The organism is Amycolatopsis plumensis (genome assembly GCF_042652605.1).
Lineage (GTDB): Bacteria > Actinomycetota > Actinomycetes > Mycobacteriales > Pseudonocardiaceae > Amycolatopsis > Amycolatopsis plumensis.
In genome coordinates, this window is the sequence record NZ_JBHSJY010000001.1 from 5,415,345 (window position 1) to 5,435,736 (window position 20,392).

General features: G+C 70.5%; 13 protein-coding genes. 11 read left to right on the top strand and 2 right to left on the bottom strand.

All coding sequences use genetic code 11. The features are described 5' to 3' along the window. Positions 1-36: 36 nt before the first annotated feature. A complete protein-coding gene (locus ACFPLC_RS26300) occupies positions 37-522 on the top strand; it encodes a Uma2 family endonuclease (RefSeq protein WP_378198624.1) in 486 nt (161 codons plus the stop codon). 47 nt (positions 523-569) lie between these two features. Continuing rightward, positions 570-1,223, top strand: coding sequence for a peptidoglycan recognition protein family protein (locus tag ACFPLC_RS26305; RefSeq protein ID WP_378198621.1), 654 nt, complete (start codon positions 570-572; stop codon positions 1,221-1,223). On the opposite strand, the gene ACFPLC_RS26310 is transcribed toward ACFPLC_RS26305, so the two are convergent. Further along, on the bottom strand, positions 1,215-2,573 hold the full coding sequence (locus tag ACFPLC_RS26310; RefSeq protein WP_378198618.1) for a glutamine synthetase family protein: 1,359 nt from the start codon (positions 2,571-2,573) through the stop codon (positions 1,215-1,217). The genes ACFPLC_RS26305 and ACFPLC_RS26310 overlap by 9 nt on opposite strands. Before the next feature lie 55 nt (positions 2,574-2,628). Between ACFPLC_RS26310 and ACFPLC_RS26315 the strand changes: the two genes are divergently transcribed. The 4 genes from ACFPLC_RS26315 to lgt are packed head-to-tail and all read left to right on the top strand — an operon-like array spanning position 2,629 to position 7,429. Beyond that, the gene (locus tag ACFPLC_RS26315) at positions 2,629-4,056 is read left to right on the top strand and encodes an APC family permease (protein WP_378198615.1); all 1,428 of its coding nucleotides are present in this window, start codon (positions 2,629-2,631) and stop codon (positions 4,054-4,056) included. Further along, positions 4,053-5,177: an amidohydrolase family protein gene (locus ACFPLC_RS26320; RefSeq protein ID WP_378198612.1), complete on the top strand. Its 1,125-nt coding sequence runs from the start codon at positions 4,053-4,055 to the stop codon at positions 5,175-5,177. Before ACFPLC_RS26315 ends, ACFPLC_RS26320 begins: the two co-directional genes overlap by 4 nt. Then, complete coding sequence (locus ACFPLC_RS26325) at positions 5,174-6,343, top strand: M20 metallopeptidase family protein (protein ID WP_378198609.1); 1,170 nt, start codon at positions 5,174-5,176, stop codon at positions 6,341-6,343. Before ACFPLC_RS26320 ends, ACFPLC_RS26325 begins: the two co-directional genes overlap by 4 nt. A gap of 18 nt (positions 6,344-6,361) precedes the next feature. Continuing rightward, complete coding sequence (gene lgt / locus ACFPLC_RS26330; protein ID WP_378198606.1) at positions 6,362-7,429, top strand: prolipoprotein diacylglyceryl transferase; 1,068 nt, start codon at positions 6,362-6,364, stop codon at positions 7,427-7,429. Positions 7,430-7,432: 3 nt separating this feature from the next. Here lgt and ACFPLC_RS26335 read toward each other — a convergent pair whose 3' ends face one another. Continuing rightward, positions 7,433-8,218 (bottom strand): SDR family oxidoreductase, encoded by a 786-nt coding sequence (locus tag ACFPLC_RS26335; protein ID WP_378235943.1) that lies wholly within the window; start codon positions 8,216-8,218, stop codon positions 7,433-7,435. 300 nt (positions 8,219-8,518) lie between these two features. Here ACFPLC_RS26335 and gltB point away from each other — a divergent pair, with 300 nt between their 5' ends. From gltB to ACFPLC_RS26360, 5 genes are all read left to right on the top strand, one after another. Then, positions 8,519-13,072, top strand: a complete 4,554-nt coding sequence (gltB, locus tag ACFPLC_RS26340; protein WP_378198793.1) for a glutamate synthase large subunit — start codon at positions 8,519-8,521, stop codon at positions 13,070-13,072. Then, positions 13,065-14,573: a glutamate synthase subunit beta gene (locus ACFPLC_RS26345; RefSeq protein ID WP_378198603.1), complete on the top strand. Its 1,509-nt coding sequence runs from the start codon at positions 13,065-13,067 to the stop codon at positions 14,571-14,573. The genes gltB and ACFPLC_RS26345 overlap by 8 nt, the downstream gene beginning before the upstream one ends. Positions 14,574-14,686: 113 nt before the next feature. Beyond that, entirely contained in the window at positions 14,687-17,929 is a 3,243-nt protein-coding gene (locus tag ACFPLC_RS26350; protein ID WP_378198600.1) for a hypothetical protein, read from the top strand. 113 nt (positions 17,930-18,042) lie between these two features. Next, the gene (locus ACFPLC_RS26355; RefSeq protein ID WP_378198597.1) at positions 18,043-18,924 is read left to right on the top strand and encodes a trypsin-like serine peptidase; all 882 of its coding nucleotides are present in this window, start codon (positions 18,043-18,045) and stop codon (positions 18,922-18,924) included. Between the two features lie 82 nt (positions 18,925-19,006). Continuing rightward, positions 19,007-20,389 carry an alpha/beta hydrolase gene (locus tag ACFPLC_RS26360; protein ID WP_378198595.1) on the top strand — a complete coding sequence of 461 codons (1,383 nt, stop codon included), beginning with the start codon at positions 19,007-19,009 and terminating at the stop codon, positions 20,387-20,389. The last annotated feature ends 3 nt before the right edge of the window (positions 20,390-20,392 follow it).

Consider the following 20,392-nt stretch of genomic DNA (forward strand, 5'->3'; position numbering starts at 1 on the left):
CGCCCGGACGGCTGGAGGATCGACGAGGTTCTCGGTTTGCCCGAGGACCAAACCTCGCTGCAGCGGGTCGAACTCGTCGACGGGATGCTCCTCGTCAGCCCATGGCCGGGACCGGAGCACCAGCGGCTTCTCGGCAAGCTCCAGTCCGCCTTCGCGTCCGCGCTGCCGGGCGGCACCGAGCTGCTGCCCGGCGTGAACGTGCGCATCGGCACACAACGGCTGCTGATCCCCGACCTGGTGATTCTCAACTGCCCCGGCATCGACACCGTGGCCTACGCGGCGAGCGATGTCCTGCTGGCCGCGGAAATCGTCTCCCCGTCGACCAAAATCCAGGACCGGGTCCTCAAGCGAGCCGTCTACGCCGAGGCCCTGATCCCGTACCACCTCCTGGTCGAGCCCGGCGAGCCCATCGCGGCCACCCTCTTCGAACTCCACGACGGCGAGTACCAGCCCATCGCCAAGAGCGGCGAAACGGATATCGAGCTCACCCGCCCCTTCACCGCCACAATCCGCCTCACCTGACCGGCGTTTGTACGAAAGCTGTACGCCCCCGCGGCAAAGTCCGCCCCATGGACATCGCACACCTCCCGCGGCGCAGCTTCCTCCGCGGTGCCGCCGGTCTCGCCGTCGCCGGCGCCGCCGGGCTCGTACTCCCGAGAGCCGCCCAGGCCGTGACCGAGCCGCGGATCTACAGCTGTGCCGAATGGGGCGCCCGGCCGCCCGCCGATGCGCTCACCACGCTCGACCACCCCGCCAACCGGATTCTCATCCACCACATCGCCAGCGCCAACAGCACCGACTACTCCCTCGCCCACGCCTTCCAGGTCGCGCGCGACGACCAGCACGACCACATCGACAACAACGGCTGGTCCGACACCGGCCAGCACTTCACCGTCAGCCGCGGCGGGTACCGGCTCGAAGGGCGGCACGGCAGCCTCGACGCCCTGCGCGGCCGGACCACCATGATCCAGGGCGCGCACTGCCCGGGGCAGAACACCAACGCCATCGGCATCGAAAACGAAGGCCTCTACACCAGCGTCGAACCACCCCGGCCGCAGTGGGAATCGCTCGTCGTCTTCTGCGCCTACATCTGCCGCCAGTACGGCATCCCGGTCGAGGAGATCAAGGGCCACCGCGACTTCTACAACACCGAATGCCCGGGCGACAAGCTCTACGCCAAGCTCCCGCAGCTCCGGAGCGAGGTCGCGAAAGCGCTAGTGTAGGTACCGCATCACGGCGCACAGCTCGTCCGGCGGCAGCGCGCCGAGCCGGTCGAGCTCGCCGCGGCGGACGTCCATCAGGGTCGTCGCCAGCTCGGGGCCGAACGCCGACGTCAGCGCCGAGTCCGCTTCGAACGCCGTCACCGCTTCGGCCAGCGAGGTCGGCAGCCGGGACGCCCCCGGGAGCGTTCCGGGGTCGACGTCGACCGGCTCCGGCAGCGTCGCCTCCTCCGAAACCCCGGCCAGCCCCGCGAAGATCAGCGCCGCCACCAGCAGGTACGGGTTCGCCGTCAGGTCGAAGCACTTGACCTCGAAGTTCGCCGCCCGGTCGCGCTGCCCGGCCGGGCCCTGCACCAGCCGCAGCGGTGCCTCGCGGTTCTCCAGCCCCCACGCGTGGAACACCCCCGCCCAGTGGTGCGGTTGGAGCCGCAGATAGCTGACCACCGAGGGCGCGCCGATCGCCAGCAGCGCCGGCAGCCGCGAGAGGATGCCCGCGCCGAACGCCTCCGCCGTCTCCGTGAGGCCGAACCGCCGGTCGCCGCCCGCGCAGAGGTTGCGGTCGCCGTCCCAGAGGCTCACGTGGACGTGCCCGCCGTTGCCGACGCCGTCCGGGGCGAACTTCGGCGTGAACGACGCCCGCAGCCCGTGGTGCTCGCTGACCGTCCGGATCGTTTCGCGCGTCAGCACGGCGACGTCGGCCGCGCGCACCGGGTCGCCGGCCGCCACCGACACCTCGAACTGCCCGGCCGCGTACTCGGGGTGGATCTGTTCCACCGCGACCCCCTGGGCGGTCAACGCGGACACCAATGCCCGCAGGTAGCGCGCCTGCGAGGACAGCCGCGCGTAGCCGTAGGCCGGGCCCGCGGTGGCCGAGCGCGGGTCGTCCGGCGCGTCGGCCGCCGTGACCACCCACTCGATCTCGAACGCCGTCCGCGCGTTGTAGCCCAGGTCCGCGAGCCGGGCCGTCGCGGCGGCGGCCAGCGCCCGCGCGTCCTGCGGGTGCGGCTCGCCTTCCTGGTCGTACCGCCACGCCGGCGCCCACGCCCAGCCCGGCTGCGCCGCCAGCGGCACGAGCGCGTCGAGGTCCGGGTGCAGCCGCAGGTCGCCGACCGGGCCGCGCGAATGCGTGCCGGCCGCGATGTCGTCGGTGGCGAGGAAGAAGTCGAAGGAGTTCGACGCGCCGACGCCCCACGCCGCTGCCGACCACAGCCGGTCGACCGGCACGGCCTTCACCCGCGCGATCCCGCTGTTGTCCACGAAGGTCAGCGCGACCAGCTCCACGCCGGCGGCGCGCAGGCCGTCGGCCCGGAGTGCGCCCTGTTGCGCGAGTTCTGCCCGATCGAGCTGGCTCATCCTGCCCCCGTCGCTGTTCACTGGATCCGCTCACCTGAGAAGAGAGGTGAAGATCGTGTCAGACACCGTCGAAACCCGTCCAGGGCTGCGCCGCTCCCTGACCGTCTGGCAGGCGGTCGGCCTGTCCGTGGCGCTGATGGCCCCGAGCATGGCCGCCAACATCAACCCCCAGCAGACCGCGGCGGCCGCCGGGCGTGCCGTGCCGCTCGCCTTCCTGCTCTCCGCGGTCGGCGTCCTGCTGGTCGCGTACGGCTTCGTCAAGCTCTGCCAGTACTACCAGCACGCCGGTTCGGTGTACGCCTTCGTCGGCGCGACCCTCGGCCCGCGCGCGGGTGTCGTCTCCGGCATCGGTCTTCTCGGGACGTACACGTTCTACGCCGTCGTCACGAGCTCGGCCGCGGGCACGCTGGGCACGGCTTTCCTGACCCAGACCGGGATCTGGCCGGATCCGCCGTCCTGGGGCCCGTTCGTGCTGACGGCCGTCGCGCTGATCGGCGCCTGGCTGCTGGCCGTGCTGCCCGCCCGCCGCGGCACGAGCACCCTGCTCGCCGTCGAAGGCGCGACGATCGCGGTGATCCTGCTGGTCACCGTCGTCATCCTGGTCCGGCTCCTGGCCGGGAACGCCCCCGGCGGCGCCCGGTTCTCGATGGCCGTCTTCGTCCCGGGGACCGGCCTGTCCGGGGTGTTCCTCGGCGCGGTGTTCGGCTTCCTGTCCTTCGCCGGGTTCGAAGCCGCCGCGACGCTCGGCGAGGAAACCCACGACCCGGAGCGCAACATCCCGCGCGCCATCCTCGGCACGGCGATCTTCGGCGGCCTCTACTTCGTGGTGGTCACGGCCGTGGAGATGATGGCGTTCGGCAGCGACGCGGGCGCGTTCCACGACTCGCCGTCCCTGCTCGGCGACCTCGGCAGCCGGTACGCGGGCGCCTGGGCAGGCGACGTGATCAGCGTCGGCGCCGCGATCAGCGCGTTCGGCTGCTGCCTCGCCTGCGTGGTCGGCGGTTCGCGGCTGCTCTACGCCCTGGGCCGCGACGCGGGTGGCGGCCTCGGCCGGACGTCCTCGCGGGGCACGCCGGTGGCCGCGGTGACGGCCGTGACCGCCATGGCGGCGCTGATCATCGTGGTGTGCGCGGTCTTCTTCGGCGCGACGGCCTCGGACACGTTCGCCTGGTCCGGCTCGATCGGGACGCTCGTCCTGCTGGTCATCTACCTGCTCACCACGATCGGCGCGATCCTGCTGCTGTTCGTGAAACGCCGGATGCGCGTGCCGGCCTGGCACCTCGTCTTCCCGATCGGCGCGCTCGCCGTGCTCGGATACACCGTGTACGTCAACGTCGTGCCGTACCCGACCGAAGGCCCGGCGCGCTGGTTCCCGGTGGTGGCCGCGGCGGTGCTGGTGCTCGCGGTGCTCGCCGTCCTGTCCGCGCCGCGGTTCGCTCGTAGGGTGGGGGAGAGGCTGACGAGTGTGAACGGAGGCGCATGAGGAGCTTGCTCCCGTTCGTCGCGGACCTCCCGGTGGTGGACCACCACTGCCACGGCGTCGTCACCCGGGACGTCGCCCGCGGGGAGTTCGAGGCGATGCTGACCGAGGCCGACGCGCCCTCGCCGCTGGGTACGAGCCTGTTCGACTCGCTCATCGGGCTGGCCGTGCGCGAACGCTGCGCCCCCGTGCTCGACCTGCCGAAACACGCGGACGCCGACACCTACCTCGAGCGCCGCGCCGCACTGGGCGCCGCCGAGGTGGCCCGGCGGTTCCTCCGGGCCGCCGGCACGACCGACTTCCTCCTCGACGGCGGCTTCCTGCCGGACGCGCTCACCACCACGCCGGAATTCGCCGAGCTCGCGGGCACGCGCGCGCACGACGTCGTCCGGCTGGAACAGGTGGCCGAGGCGGTGATCCGCGGAACCACCGCGGCCGGGTTCGCCGCGGCTTTCGCCGACGAACTGGGGAAACGCGCCGCCACCGCCGTCGGGCTCAAGTCGATCGCGGCCTACCGCGTCGGCCTGGAGCTGGCGGGAGAGCGGCCGACGCCGTCGGAGGTCGAAGCCGCCGCCGGGCGCTGGCTGGCCGCGGGTGGCGGCCGGCTGGCCGACGAGGTGCTGCACCGCCACCTCGTGTTCACCGGCCTCGACCTGGGCCTGCCGGTGCAGTTCCACGTCGGCTACGGCGACGCCGACGTCGACCTGCACCGCTGCGACCCGCTGCTGCTCACCGGGCTGCTGCGGGCCACGCGCGACCTCGGCGTGCCCATCCTGCTGCTGCACAACTACCCGTTCCACCGCCATGCCGCGTATCTGGCGCAGGTCTTCGAGCACGTGTTCGTCGACGCCGGGCTCATCACGCACAACGCGGGGTTCCGGGCCCCGGCCGTGCTGGCCGAGCTCCTGGAGCTCGCGCCGTTCGGGAAGGTGCTCTTCTCCACCGACGCCTTCGGCCTGGCCGAGCTGTACCACCTGGGCACGGCCCTGTTCCGGCAGGGACTGTCGGACTTCCTGCGTGCCGCTCTGGCGGCCGACGCGATGTCCGAAAAGGACGCCGTCCGGCTGTGTGCTTTGGTGGGACACGAGAACGCGAAGAGGATCTACCGCTTGGAGCACGTGTGACTGATCTGTGGACCCGGTGGACGCAGGCGATCGCCGACGAACTGCCCGCCGCCGTCGAGCTGCGGCACGCCGTGCACGCCGACCCGCGTGGTTCCGGCGACGAGGAGGACACCGCCCGCCTGGTGGCCGGCGCGCTCGGTGCGGGTGACGGCACCCGCGTCGCCAAGACCGGCCGGGCCATCCCGCTGCCCGGTGGGGACGGCCCGGCCGTGGCGCTGCGGGCCGAGCTCGACGCCCTCCCGGTGCTGGAGGGCACCGGCGTGCCGTGGGCGTCCGGGAACGAGTTCATGCACGCCTGCGGCCACGACGTCCACCTCGCCGCGGTGGTCGCCGTCTGCCGGGCCGCGCGGCGCGTCGGCGTGCCGCGGCCGATCCTGGCGCTGCTGCAGCCGCGGGAGGAGACCTCCCCGCCCGGCGCGCTCGACGTCGTCGAGTCCGGGGTGCTGGCCGAGCACGGGGTGGACACGGTGATCGGCGCGCACGTCCAGCCGCGGATCGCGCACGGCGTCGTCTCGGCGGTGCCGGGCCCGGTGAACGCCTCCACCGACGAGTTCGAGGTCACCATGCACGGCCAGGGCGGCCACGCCGGCTACCCGCAGCTGCTGCGCGACCCGATCCTGGCGTTGTCGCAGCTGGTGGTGAGCCTGCAGCAGATCGCGTCCCGCCGGATCGACCCGGTGTTCGGCGCGGTCTGCTCGATCGGCCGCATCCAGGGCGGCGCGGCGGCCAACGTCGTCCCGAACAGCGCGAGCGCGTTCGGTTCACTGCGCCTGATGCGCACGAAGGACCGTGAGCGCGCCCTGGAGACCCTGGCCGACATCGTGCACGGCACCGCGCGGGCCTACGGCTGCACCGCGGAGCTGGAGATCAGCCCGTGCGAGCCGGTGCTGGACAACGACGCCGCGCTGGCGTCGGGTGCCCAGCGGTGGCTGCGGCACGCCGGCTTCACCGTCGACGACCAGTTCCGGTCCTTCGGCGCCGACGACTTCGCCCACTACTGCGGCGGCGCGACCCGCGGGCTGATGATGTTCGTCGGCCTCGGCGACACGGCGGGGGTGCCGAGCCTGCACGACGAGCGGTTCCTGCCGCGTGACCAAGCCGTCACCCAGGTCGCGCACGCGCTGGTGGCGGGGTACCTGGCCGCCTTGGATGCTCCGGCGCCTTAGCGCTACGGTGGCCGCGTGATGAGCGCCTACCTCGCGACGATCCCCAGCCCCGACCGCGGTGTCTGGCACCTGGGACCGATCCCGCTCCGCGCGTACGCCCTGTGCATCATCGCCGGCATCATCGTGGCGATCTGGTGGGGCGAGCGCCGCTGGGTGGCCCGCGGCGGCACCAAGGGCACGGTGATCGACGTCGCGGTGTTCGCGGTGCCGTTCGGCCTGGTCGGCGGCCGGTTGTACCACGTGATCACCGACCCGGAGCTGTACTTCACCGAGGGCCGCAACCCGTGGAACGCGTTCGCGATCTGGGACGGCGGCCTGGGCATCTGGGGCGCAATCGCCCTCGGCGCGGTGGGTGCGCTCATCGCCTGCCGCCGCAAGGGCATCCCGCTGCCGGCCATGGCGGACGCGGTGGCGCCGGGCATCGTCGTCGCGCAGGCCATCGGGCGCATCGGCAACTACTTCAACCAGGAGCTGTACGGCGCGCACACGGACCTGCCGTGGGGCCTGGAGGTCTACCAGCGCTTCAACCCGGAGGACCCGGACAACCTGCTGAACGGCGTCGCGACCGGGCACATCCCGCTGCCGGAGAGCCCGGTGCACCCGACGTTCCTGTACGAGCTGATCTGGAACCTGCTGGTCGCGCTGCTGGTGGTGTGGGCGGACCGTCGCTTCAAGCTGGGGCACGGGCGGGCGTTCGCGCTGTACGTGGCCGGGTACACGGTGGGCCGCGGCTGGATCGAGATGATGCGGACCGACACGGCGAACCACATCCTCGGGCTGCGGGTGAACGTCTGGACGTCGATCCTGCTGTTCCTCGGCGCGGCGGCGTACTTCGTGGTCGCGGGCAAGCGGGGGCCGCGGGAGGCGCCGGAGACCCTGGTGAGCAAGGACGCTGTTCCGGAGGTTCCGGCTTCGGAGACTTCGGAGGCTGGGGTTGCGCCTTCGGCTTCGGCATCGGCATCGGCATCGGGCGAGCCTGAGGTCACGGAGGAGCCCGAGCACGCCACGGTGGCGGCCGAGGCGCCGGAGAAGCCCGCTTCGGAGGACACCCCCGCCGAGAAGCCGAAGAAGACCGACGAGAGCTGAACGTCAGAGGTCGGGCAGGCCCAGCTCGAGGTTCGGTGTCTGCAACCCGCCGTCGACCTCGAGGATCTTGCCCGTGATGTACCCGCCCGCCCGCGACGCCAGGAACACCACCGTCGCCGCGATGTTCTCGGCCTCGCCGATCTTCCCCAGCGGTGTCGCGGCCTCCATCTTCTCCTTCAGCTCCGGGTTCCCCACCACGATCTCCAGCGCCGACGTCGCCACCGAGCCCACCGAGATCGCGTTCACCCGCACCTTCGGGGCCAGGTCCGCCGCCGCCAGGCGCGTGTAGTGCGCCAGAGCCGCTTTCGCCGTTCCGTACGCCGCGAAGCCGCGGCCGCTCACCCGGCCCATCACCGACGAGATGTTGACCACCGAGCCGCCCGTCTCCAGCAGCGAAGGCGCCGCCGCCACCGTCAGCGCGTGGGCCGTCGCGACGTTGAAGCGGAACGCTTCCTCCATGAACTCGACGGTGCTCTCCAGCAACGGGCGCGGGTACGTGCCGCCGACGTTGTTGACCACCAGGTCGAGGCGCCCGAACTCCGACACCGCCGTCGCGGCCAGCGCGGCCGCCGCCTCGGGGGAGGAGAGGTCGACGGGCACCGGGAACGCCCGGCGGCCGGCCGCCGAGACGCGGGCAGCCACCTCGTCGAGCTGGGCGGCGGTGCGGGACGCGATCACCACGTCGGCGCCCGCTTCGGCGAGAGCGACGGCGGTGGCCGCGCCGATCCCGCGTCCGGCGCCGGTGACCACCGCGACCTGGTCGGTGAGCTTGAACCGATCGAGGATCATGCGGCGAAATGTAACACGTTCTAGTGACCGGGGACACAGGGCGCCGATCAGGTCACGTTCGTCTTGACCGGAGTTTCCGGGCCGTATACTTAGCGGAACGAACTACCGGGAAGCCATCAGGAACTACGTCGTTCCGCGCAGCCAGATCGTTACCGTCCGACGTCGCTCGAGGCGCTCTGGAGTGCTGCTGCGGTGTTTCCCAGGTGTTAAAGTCGCGCTAACGAAGCGGGCCATCGTCGTCCCGTGCGCTCCCCGGCCGGTAGCCCGGCCCCGCACGACAAGACGACGAAGGAGGTCCCGTTGATCTTCTCCGCCATTCCCGGCAAGCAGGGTCTGTACGACCCGGAGACCGAGCAGGACTCCTGCGGTGTGGCCATGGTGGCCGACATCCGCGGGCGCCGCTCCCACGGCATCGTCACCGACGGCCTGGCCGCGCTGACCAACCTCGACCACCGCGGCGCCGCGGGTGCCGAGCCCACCTCCGGCGACGGCGCCGGCATCCTGCTCCAGCTGCCCGACGCGCTGCTGCGCGCCGAGGCCGGCTTCGAGCTGCCCGCCCCGGACGAGCACGGGCACCACACCTACGCCGCCGGCATCGCGTTCCTGCCGCAAGACGCCGAGCAGCGCCGCAAGGCCGTCGAGCTGGCCGAACGCATCGCCGTCGAAGAAGGACTGGAGGTCCTCGGCTGGCGGGAGGTGCCCGTCGACGCCGACCGCGCCGACATCGGCCCGACCGCCCGCTCGGTCATGCCCCACTTCGCCATGCTTTTCGTCACCGGCGACGGAAAATCGGGCCTGGAGCTGGACCGGCTGGCCTTCTGCCTGCGCAAGCGCGTCGAGCACGAAAGCGCGAACTCCGGCTGCGGCACGTACTTCCCGTCGCTGTCCTCGCGGACGATCGTCTACAAGGGCATGGTGACGCCGGAGCAGCTGCCCGCGTTCTTCGGCGACCTGCGCGACGAACGCCTGGAAAGCGCCATCGCGCTGGTGCACTCCCGCTTCTCCACCAACACCTTCCCGTCGTGGCCGCTGGCCCACCCGTTCCGGTTCGTCGCCCACAACGGGGAAATCAACACCATCCGCGGCAACCGCAACCGCATGCGGGCCCGCGAGGCGCTGCTCGAATCCGACGTCATCCCCGGCGACCTGTCCCGGCTGTTCCCGATCTGCTCGCCGGACGCGTCGGACTCGGCGTCCTTCGACGAGGTCTTGGAGCTGCTGCACCTGGGCGGCCGGTCGCTGCCGCACGCGGTGCTGATGATGATCCCGGAGGCGTGGGAGAACCACGCCACCATGAAGCCCGAACGGCGCGCGTTCTACCAGTTCCACGCGAGCCTGATGGAGCCGTGGGACGGCCCGGCCTGCGTCACCTTCACCGACGGCAGCCTGGTCGGGGCGGTCCTCGACCGGAACGGCCTGCGTCCGGCGCGCTGGTGGCGCACGGCCGACGACCGCGTGGTCCTGGCCAGCGAGGCGGGTGTGCTGGACGTCGCCCCGAAGGACGTCGTGGCGAAGGGCCGGCTCAAGCCCGGCAAGATGTTCCTGGTCGACACCGAAGCCGGCCGGATCGTGGACGACGAAGAGGTCAAGTCCGCCCTGGCCGCCGAGCTGCCCTACGACTCGTGGCTGCACGCGGGCCTGCTCAAGATCGCCGAGCTGCCCGACCGCGACCACGTCGTGCAGAGCCACGACTCCGTGCTGCGCCGCCAGCTTTCCTTCGGCTACACCGAAGAAGAGCTCAAGATCCTGCTCGCGCCGATGGCCGAGAAGGGCGCCGAGCCGATCGGCTCGATGGGGTCGGACACCCCGCCCGCGGTGCTGTCGAAGCGGTCCCGGCTGCTCTACGACTACTTCAAGCAGAACTTCGCCCAGGTGACCAACCCGCCGCTGGACGCGATCCGCGAGGAGCTCGTCACCTGCATGGCGCGGATCATGGGCCCGGAGCGCAACCTGCTGGCCCCCGGTCCGGCGTCCTGCCGCCACCTGAAGCTGCCGTACCCGGTCATCGACAACGACGAGCTGGCCAAGCTCATCCACATCAACGACGACGGCGACCTCCCCGGCTTCGCCTGCAGCGTCCTTTCCGGACTGTACGAAGTGGACGGTGGCGCGGAAGCGCTCGCCGCGGCCATCGAGCGCGTCCGGCGGGAGGCGTCCGAGGCGATCGCGGCCGGAGCGCGCACGCTGGTGCTGTCCGACCGCGACTCCGACCACCGGATGGCGCCGATCCCGTCGCTGCTGCTCGTGTCCGCGGTACACCACCACCTGGTCCGCACCAAGGAACGCCTGCGCGTCGCGCTGGTCGTCGAATCCGGCGACGCGCGCGAGGTGCACCACATCGCGCTGCTGCTCGGCTACGGCGCCGCCGCGGTCAACCCGTACCTGGCCTTCGAGACCATCGAGGACATGATCGGGCAGGGCGCGGTCACCGGCATCGAGCCCGCGAAGGCCGTGCGCAACTACGTGCACGCGCTGGTCAAGGGCGTCCTGAAGATCATGTCCAAGATGGGCATCTCCACGGTCGGCGCGTACACCGCCGCCCAGGTCTTCGAATCCCTCGGCCTCAGCCAGGACCTGCTCGACGAGTACTTCACCGGGACGTCGTCGAAGCTCGGCGGCGTCGGCCTGGAGGTGCTCGCCGAAGAGGTCGCGACGCGGCACCGCCGCGCGTACCCGGAGAACCCGACCGACCGCGTCCACCGTGGACTCGAGACGGGCGGCGAGTACGCCTACCGCCGCGAGGGCGAGCTGCACCTGTTCACGCCGGAGACGGTGTTCCTGCTGCAGCACGCGTCCAAGACCGGCCGCGACGAGGTGTACCGCAAGTACACCGACGAGGTACACCGTCTTTACCGCGAGGGCGGCACGCTGCGCGGGCTGTTCTCGTTCAAGGAAGGCGTCCGCGAGCCGGTGCCACTGGACGAGGTCGAGCCCGCTGAAGCGATCTTCAAGCGCTTCAACACCGGCGCGATGTCGTACGGCTCGATTTCGGCCGAGGCGCACGAAACCCTGGCCATCGCGATGAACCGGATCGGCGGCCGGTCCAACACCGGCGAGGGCGGCGAGGACCCCGAGCGGCTCTACGACCCCGAACGCCGCAGCGCGATCAAGCAGGTCGCGTCGGGCCGCTTCGGCGTCACGAGCGAATACCTGGTCAACGCCGACGACATCCAGATCAAGATGGCGCAGGGCGCGAAGCCCGGCGAGGGCGGCCAGCTGCCGCCGAACAAGGTGTACCCGTGGATCGCGCGGACCCGGCACTCCACGCCGGGCGTCGGCCTCATTTCGCCGCCGCCGCACCACGACATCTACTCCATCGAGGACCTGGCCCAGCTGATCCACGACCTCAAGAACGCCAACGAGCACGCCCGCATCCACGTGAAGCTGGTGTCCTCCCTCGGCGTCGGCACGGTCGCGGCGGGTGTGTCCAAGGCGCACGCGGACGTCGTGCTCATCTCGGGCCACGACGGCGGCACCGGCGCGTCCCCGATGAACTCGCTCAAGCACGCGGGCACGCCGTGGGAGATCGGCCTGGCCGAGACCCAGCAGACGTTGCTGCTCAACGGGTTGCGCGACCGGATCACCGTGCAGGTCGACGGCGCCATGAAGACCGGGCGCGACGTCGTCATCGCGGCGCTGCTCGGCGCCGAGGAGTACGGCTTCGCGACGGCCCCGCTCGTCGTGGCGGGCTGCATCATGATGCGCGTCTGCCACCTCGACACCTGCCCGGTCGGCGTCGCCACGCAGAGCCCGGAACTGCGCAAGCGCTACACCGGCCAGGTCGAGCACGTGGTCAACTTCTTCAAGTTCGTCGCCGAAGAAGTCCGGGAAACCCTGGCGGCGCTCGGCTTCCGCACGCTCGACGAGGCCATCGGCCACGCCGAGCTGCTGAACACCGACGAAGCCGTCGACCACTGGAAGGCGTCCGGTCTGGACCTCGCGCCGATCTTCGAGATGCCTTCGGAGACGCCGTACGGTGGCGCCAAGCGGCGCACCCGCGGCCAGGACCACGGTCTCGAGCACGCCCTGGACCGCACGCTCATCCAGCTCGCCGAGGCGGCACTGGAAGACGCGCACCAGGTGAACATCGAGCTGCCGGTGCGCAACGTCAACCGGACCGTCGGCACGCTGCTCGGCTCGGAGATCACCCGCCGCTACGGCGGCGACGGCCTGCCCGAGGGCACGATCAACGTCAAGCTGACCGGTTCGGCGGGGCAGTCGCTCGGCGCGTTCCTGCCGCGCGGCATCACCCTCGACATGGTCGGCGACGCGAACGACTACGTCGGCAAGGGCCTCTCCGGCGGCCGGGTCGTGGTCCGCCCCGACCCGGAGGCGTCCTTCGCCGCCGAAGCGCAGACAATCGCGGGCAACACGATCGCCTACGGCGCCACCGGTGGCGAGATCTTCCTGCGCGGCCAGGTCGGCGAACGCTTCTGCGTCCGCAACTCCGGCGCCACGGTCGTCGCCGAAGGCGTCGGCGACCACGCCTTCGAGTACATGACCGGCGGCCGCGCGGTGGTGCTCGGGCCGACCGGGCGCAACCTGGCGGCCGGCATGTCCGGCGGCATCGCCTTCGTCCTCGACGTCGACGCGAAGAAGGTCAACCAGGACATGGTGGACCTGCTGCGCCCGACCGCCGACGATCTGGCGTGGCTCAAGAAAACCGTGCAACAGCACTACGATCTCACCCGCTCCGCGGTGGCGGCCTCGCTGCTCGGCGACTGGCCGCGCCGGTCGGTGGCGTTCACGAAGGTGATGCCGCGCGACTACCAGCGGGTCCTGGACGCGGCGAAGGCAGCGCGCGCTGCCGGCCGCGACGTCGACGAGGCGATCATGGAGGCCGCTCGTGGCTGACCCGACCGGTTTCCTGAAGTACGAACGCGAAGAGCCCGCGAAGAAGTCCTATGAGGAGCGGCTTTCCTCGTGGGGCGAGGTCTACGCGGACGTCGACCCGAACGAGCGCAACGAGCAGGTGCGCAAGCAGGCGTCGCGCTGCATGGACTGCGGCATCCCGTTCTGCCACTCCGGCGGCTCGGGCTGCCCGCTGGGCAACCTGATCCCGGAGTGGAACGACCTGGTCCGCCGCGGCGACTGGGCCGCGGCGAGCGACCGGCTGCACGCGACCAACAACTTCCCCGAGTTCACCGGGAAGCTGTGCCCGGCGCCGTGCGAGGCGGGCTGCGTGCTGTCGATCTCGCCGCTGTCGGGCGGGCCGGTGTCGATCAAGCGCGTCGAGCAGACGATCGCCGACCAGTCCTGGGAAGCGGGCTACGTCCAGCCGCAGGTGTCCGAAGTGTCCAGTGGCCGCCGGGTGGCGATCGTCGGCTCCGGCCCGGCCGGGCTGGCGGCGGCCCAGCAGCTGACCCGCGCGGGCCACGAGGTCACGGTCTTCGAGCGCGACGACCGGCTCGGCGGGCTGCTGCGCTACGGCATCCCCGAGTTCAAGATGGAGAAGAAGGTCCTCGACCGGCGCCTGGCGCAGCTGCGCAAGGAGGGCACCCGGTTCGTGACGGGCTGCGAGGTCGGCGTCGACCTGTCGGTGGAGGACCTGCGCGCGCAGTACGACGCGGTGGTCCTGGCGGTGGGAGCACTGCGCGGCCGCGACGACACGACGACGCCGGGCCGCGAGCTGGCGGGCATCCACCTGGCGATGGAGCACCTGGTCCCGGCCAACAAGTACGTCGAGGGCGACGGCCCGCCCGCGATCGACGCCCGCGGCAAGCACGTGGTGATCATCGGCGGCGGCGACACCGGCGCGGATTCGTACGGAACGGCCACCCGCCAGGGCGCGCTGTCGGTGACCCAGCTCGACCAGTACCCGATGCCGCCCACGGTCCGCGACGACGAGCGCTCGCCGTGGCCGACGTGGCCGTACATCCTGCGCACGTACGCGGCGCACGAAGAGGCGGGCGAGCGCAAGTTCGCGGTGGCGGTCAAGCGGTTCGTGGGTTCCGAAGAAGGCCGCGTGACGGCGGTCGAGCTCCAGCAGGTCCGCGTCCAGAAGGACCCGGCCACCGGACGGCGCGAGGTCATCCCGGTCAACGACGAGGTCGAGACGCTGCCGGCGGACCTGGTCCTGCTGGCGATCGGCTTCGAGGGCGTCGAGGAGATGCCGCTGCTGTCCGGGCTCGGCTTGTCCTTGACCCGGCGCGGGACGCTTTCGTGCGGCGCGGACTGGCAGACGGAGACGCCGGGGGTGTTCGTCTGCGGGGATGCGCACCGAGGCGCGTCGCTGGTGGTGTGGGCGATCGCGGAGGGCCGGTCGGTGGCCAACGCGGTGGACACGTACCTGACGGGGGCGTCGGACCTGCCGGCGCCGGTGCACCCGACGGCGTTGCCGCTCGCGGTCGTCTGATCCGTTCGTCTCGGAAGCCCCCTCGCCACTGGTGAGGGGGCTTCCGGCGTAACACGGGGCGTTATCGTGGCGACGCAGGGGAGAGCCAGGGACGGGTTCGGGGAGGACTGTCGATGAGCCAACCGGAGGAAGACGAACCGGACACCAGCGCGAACTCGGTGATCATCGGCGGCGACCTGACCGGCAACGTGCTCCAGATCGGTACGGTTGCCGGCGACGTCCACTACGGTGCGCCCGGCATGGCGCAGTCGTGGTACCTCGGCACAGTCCGCGACGTGGCACCCGGCAACTTGCTGGGGCGTACGACCGAGCTGGCGGAGCTGAGGCGGTTTTGCCTGGACCCCGACCCCGCACCTGCCTATGCGTGGTGGCGGGCGGAAGCGTGGAGCGGGAAAACCGCATTGATGTCGTGGTTCGTGCTCAACCCGCCCAAGGATGTCCGGGTGGTCTCGTTCCTCATCACGGCTCGGGACACGAGGGCCGACACCCGCGCGGGCTTCCTGGCCGAAGTGGTTCCGCAGCTGGCGGTAGTGGCGCGAGTCAAGTCCCCCGAGCAGGCGAGCGAATCCGACTTCCGCGGTCTGCTCGATGCCGCTGCGAAGGCGTGCTCGGACGGCGGCCGGCGGCTGATCCTCGTCGTTGACGGGCTCGACGAAGATCGGGGTGCGGGCGAGGACCACGGAGCCAAGAGCATCGCTGCCCTGCTGCCCCGGCGGCCGGTCCACGGCCTCCGGGTCATCGTCTCGGGACGGCCGAATCCCGGCATCCCGCCCGTCCTGCCCGACGATCACCCCCTCCGTGACCCGGCTATCGTCCGCGAACTCGCGCCCTCGCCCGCGGCCATCGCGGCGAAATACGCGATGAAGCAGGACCTGGATCGATTGCTCGGTGCGGACGCAGGCGAAGCGAAGGATGTCCTCGGCCTGCTCGTGGCCGCTCGCAGCGGCCTCAGCCGCCGGGATCTCGGGGAACTTGTGGGCGGAACCCGCATAAGTGAGGTCCTGGACAGTGTCGAGAGCCGGGCATTCAGCCGTCGGCACGCCCGTTGGCGGCCCGAATTCACTCCCGAGGTCTATCTGCTCGGCCATCAGGGCTTGTACGCCGAAGCGGCCGACAGGCTCGGTGAGCAGGCGGTGCGCACATATGGTGAGCAGATCACGAGATGGGCCGAGAGCTACCGCGTCCGGGGATGGCCGCCCGAGACGCCGCAATTCCTGCTGCACGGCTATCCGCGGTTGCTCCAGGAAACCGGTCAGCACGATCGGTTGGTCGAGTGCGTTACAGATCTGGCGAGGCAGAGTCGTCTCATCGAGGTCACCGGGGGCGAAGCGGGGGTTCAAGCCGAGGTCGCCGAAGTCCAAGCGGTGATCTGCAACTCATCAGAACCTGATGTCGTGAGCCTGGTCAAAATCACCATGCAAAGCGATGACCTCAGGGACCGGAACGCCCGGACCCCCGCGCGGCTTCCGGTATTGTGGGCCAGGATGGGGGACTTCGACCGGGCCGAGGCACTTGCACGGTCGATCTCGTCGGAGAATCGACGAGGTGAAGCCGTCGGCGAACTGCTCGCGGTCATGGTGGAAGCCGGGCTGACCGATCGCGCCGACCGGTTAGTTGCCGAGTCCTTGCCCGAAGCTCAGCACCCCTATCTCCGCGCCCAGCTCGCGGGCGCGATCGCCCGAACCGGGGACTTCGCCCGCGCAAGGTCGATGGCCGAAGACATGGCGGATCCCGATTGGCGTGCACAAGCGGCTCTCGCCGTCGCCGCTGCTGAAGGCCCGGAAGATGTCGAAGTGCTCCTGACCATCGCCGGTCGCATCGGGGATGGAATCCTTCGGCAAGAGGCGATCCACTCGGTGGCCCAGTATCTGCTTAAGGCGGGATTCGCCGAGTCCGCGATCGAACTTTCGTCGGTTTTGGTTTCTATGTACCGGTTCGGTTTGATCGCGCAGGCTGCCCGGGTGCTCTTGTCGTCTGGCGCGACCTCCAAAGCCCAACGGGTGATGAGCAGGCTCGACGACGAGTCGGCACGAAAGCTGTGGGCGCGTCTGGAACTCGAGGAGACGGCGCGGACCGATCTCGAATCGGCGGTCGCCGGATTGGCCACGATAGAAGAGCACCATCGCGAGAGCGTGTTGCTGAAAATTCTCGAAATCGCCATCGAGGACGACAACGTCGGGTTTGCGGATTTCGCACTCAGTGGGCTGGGTTCCCACTACGACGAGCTCGGTCTTCACACGGTGCTGAAACACCTCAGCTTCAAGGGGGAACTGGAACGCGCCGAGGCGCTGTTGCTAACCAAGTCGCCGGGGCTGGAGAGTGAGAGGGACTTCGCTGCACGGGCCGGCGCCTTCACCGCGATGGCGGAGGGAGCTCTTCTGTCAGGTGACTTCGACGCGACCCGGATGTTGGCGGAGCGAGCGGAAGCGATCGCTCGGCGGGTGGGCGGCTCTTACCTCTACAGTGATGCGTTGCGGAGCTTCGCGGACTTCGTCACGACGACAAAGAATGTCGAAGCCGCCGAGCGGCTCGCCGGCGTTCTCCTGACCTCCGATCCGGCTTATGTCGACAGCGAGCAAGTTGCCCGGTTCCTGGCGGAGTCGGGCGATGTGAAGGTCGCGGAGTCGCTGGCGTTCCGGCTCGGCGATCCGACAGAGGTATTGAGGACGCTTGTGCCGTTGCTCCGCCGTCTCCGAACTCGTGATGAAAGCGCCGAAATAATCCGCATCGTCGAACGCGCCGAAGGCTTGGCGGGCGGGCGGATCGACGAGATCGACGTGCGGTGTGTGGTCGAGTTTCTCTGCGCGGCGGGAGTCCCTGACCGTGCACTCGAGCGAGCGGACGCCCTCGCAAGCGGACGTGTGCGGGAACAGGCGCAGAGCCAGGTGGTCGAAGAACTGTGCGCCATGGGAAGGATCGATGACGCCGTCGGCATCGTCCGGCGAGGGCGCAGTGTTGATTGGGTCGAGTACGAGCTTACCGAGACACTGGCGAAGGCACTGGGAGCAGCGGGACGCGATGATGGTCTCGAGATCCTGAACGATCTCGGGGTCAAATCCGGCTCGATGGCCCGCGCGTTCCTCGAGGAACTCGCCGGGCGCGATGGTGAGCGGGCGCTTGAGTTGACACTGACTTTGCTTGACGATTTCGACAAAGAATCGGCGTTGCTGGCGATCGCCGGCCGGATCGACGGGCCTCTTCGATCGCGTGTGCTCGCCGAGTACCTGCGGCGTGGTGACTGGGCGCGAGTCCTCCCCTTGCTCAACCCGGTTGAGCAATCCGGGCTGACCGACGTCGTCGATCAGTTCGTGGCCCTGCAGGAGGCCCGGTTGGGTCTGGGCTCCGAGGACGCCTGACCAGTCTGAAAGCGTTACGCCGGACGGCGGCTGTGCAGTCTGTACACGGCCAACTACTTTCGAGTGGTTGTGTCGCCTTTGCGACGATTCACTTCTGCGGAAGGTGGGGCGTCTTGAAGCACACGAAAACCGCGGTGATCACCGCCATCCTCGCTCTCGCGTTCGCCCTGGTCGGCACCCCCGCTCAGGCCGCCGCGAAACCCTTCTGGACGCCCGATGCGATGCGGGCGGCCGTTCCGATGGACTCCCTCGTCCAAGCTCCCGCCGCAACGCCGGCTGACGTCGCCAGAGGGCAGAGCGCGATCATCCAGAGCATCCCGAACGGTGGTGGGCCCTGGACCGGCGGCGGCAAGGTCACCCAGACCGCCGGGCGCGTGTTCTTCCTCTTCAACGGCCAGAAAGCGTCCTGCTCCGGGGACGCCGTCACCAGCACCAACGGCAGCGTCGTCGTCACCGCCGGGCACTGCGTGAAGTACCAGGGCAGCTGGCACACCCAGTGGGTCTTCGTGCCCGGCTACGACAACGGCAACGCTCCCTACGGCCAGTGGTCCGCCAAGACCACCCTCACCACGCCGCAGTGGGAAGCCAGCGAGGACATCAACTACGACGTCGGCATGGCCGTCGTGAACCCGCTCAACGGGCAGCGGCTCACCGACGTCGTCGGTGCTCAGGGCATCGCCTTCAACCAGCCGAAGAACCAGAACATGTACACCTTCGGCTACCCGGCCGCGGCGCCCTACGACGGCACGAAGCTGATCTACTGCAGCGGCAGCACCTTCACCGACTTCCTGCTGACCAAGGACCACGGCATGAGCTGCAACATGACCGGTGGCTCCAGCGGCGGTCCGTGGTTCCTGTCGTTCAACGAGAGCACCGGCACCGGCGTGCAGGCCTCGGTGAACAGCTTCGGCTACAACTTCCTGCCCGGCTACATGTTCGGGCCGTACTTCGGCACCGACGCGCAGAACCTGTACAACCGCGCGCAAGCCGCGTGAGGCGCCGTCAGCCCAGGGGCGGAGCGGGAGTTCCGGTCCCTGGGCTGACGTCCACGCGCCCCCGGCCGAGCAGGCTCAAGGTATGCGGAAAACCCTGATCGCCCTGATCTTCCTGCCCCTGCTCGCCGCGCCACCGGCGGAGGCGGCTCCAAGACTGCAGTGGACGTCCCCCTGCCCGGACTACGGCATGACGCCGTCCCCGACGGCCGGGCTCGAGTGCGCGACCCTGCGCGTGCCGCTCGACTACGCGCACCCTGGCCGCACCATCGAGCTCACGCTCTCCCGCCACGCCGCCCTCCCCGGCAAAAGACGAGGCGTGCTGCTGATGAACCCCGGCGGGCCCGGCAGCCCCGGGCTCGCCATGCCCGCCCAGCTGCTGCAGCGCGCGGGCGGCACCGGCCTGCCGGACGCCTACGACGTCATCGGGTTCGACCCGCGCGGCACCACCTACAGCACGCCGGTGACGTGCGGCATGACGACGGCGGAGGAGCGCGGCGCGGTCCTCGGCCCGTACGCGGACGGGCCGCGGGACGTCGCCGCCACCGCGGCGAAAGCGCGTGCCGTCGCGGAAAAGTGCGGGAGTGCGTCCACAAAGGACCTGCTGCCGCACATGACGACGGCGAACACCGCCCGTGACCTCGACCGGATCCGGGAAGCGCTGGGGGAGAAGAAGATCTCCTATTACGGCGTCTCCTACGGCAGCTACCTCGGCGCCGCCTACGCGTCGATGTTCCCCGGCCACACCGACCGGATCGTGCTCGACAGTGTCCTCGGCCCGCGGGGCCTCGACGTCCGCGCCAACCAGCGCTTCGCCGAGGGCTTCGACGACCGCTTCCCGGACTTCGCCGCGTGGGCGGCCCAGCGTGACGACGTCTACCACCTGGGGCGGACCCCGGCGGCGGTGACGGCGAAGTTCTTCGAGCTCGCCGCCGTCCGCGGACCCGAGTTCCGGTCGAACACGTGGAACGGCCTCTACGACGACGCCTCCTTCCCGGCGGTGGCCCGGGACTGGGCGGGCACCGCGCGCGCCGCGGCCGGGCCCGTCGACGGCGACAACCACGCCGCGCTGCAGCTGCAGGTGATCTGCAACGACGCCGACTGGCCCGAGCGGATCGGTTACTACCAGCACGCCGTCGAGCGCGAACGGGCGCGGCACCCGATGTTCGGCCCGGCCGCGGCGAACGTGAACCCGTGCGCGTTCTGGCCGGTCGAACGCACCGAGCCGCCGGTGCGCGTCGGCGGCCCCGGCCCGGCGAACGTCCTGCTGGTGCAGAACCTGCGCGACCCGGCGACCCCGCTGTCCGGCGCGCGGGAGACGCGGGCGGCGCTCGGGGACCGTGCGCGGATGGTGACCGTCGACGCCGGCGGGCACGGGGTGTTCACCCGGGAAAACGCCTGCGGAAACGAGGTGGTGCTGCGCTACCTGCGGGACGGGGTCTTCCCCGCGGCGGACGGTTCCTGCTGATTC

Excerpts from the sequence above, each read along its gene's own strand:
- ACFPLC_RS26305 (WP_378198621.1), top strand. The coding sequence starts at position 570 with ATGGACATCGCACACCTCCCGCGGCGCAGCTTCCTCCGCGGTGCCGCC.
- ACFPLC_RS26310 (WP_378198618.1), bottom strand. The coding sequence starts at position 2,573 with ATGAGCCAGCTCGATCGGGCAGAACTCGCGCAACAGGGCGCACTCCGG.
- ACFPLC_RS26320 (WP_378198612.1), top strand. The coding sequence starts at position 4,053 with ATGAGGAGCTTGCTCCCGTTCGTCGCGGACCTCCCGGTGGTGGACCAC.
- lgt (WP_378198606.1), top strand. The coding sequence starts at position 6,362 with ATGAGCGCCTACCTCGCGACGATCCCCAGCCCCGACCGCGGTGTCTGG.
- ACFPLC_RS26335 (WP_378235943.1), bottom strand. The coding sequence starts at position 8,218 with ATGATCCTCGATCGGTTCAAGCTCACCGACCAGGTCGCGGTGGTCACC.
- ACFPLC_RS26350 (WP_378198600.1), top strand. The coding sequence starts at position 14,687 with ATGAGCCAACCGGAGGAAGACGAACCGGACACCAGCGCGAACTCGGTG.
- ACFPLC_RS26360 (WP_378198595.1), top strand. The coding sequence starts at position 19,007 with ATGCGGAAAACCCTGATCGCCCTGATCTTCCTGCCCCTGCTCGCCGCG.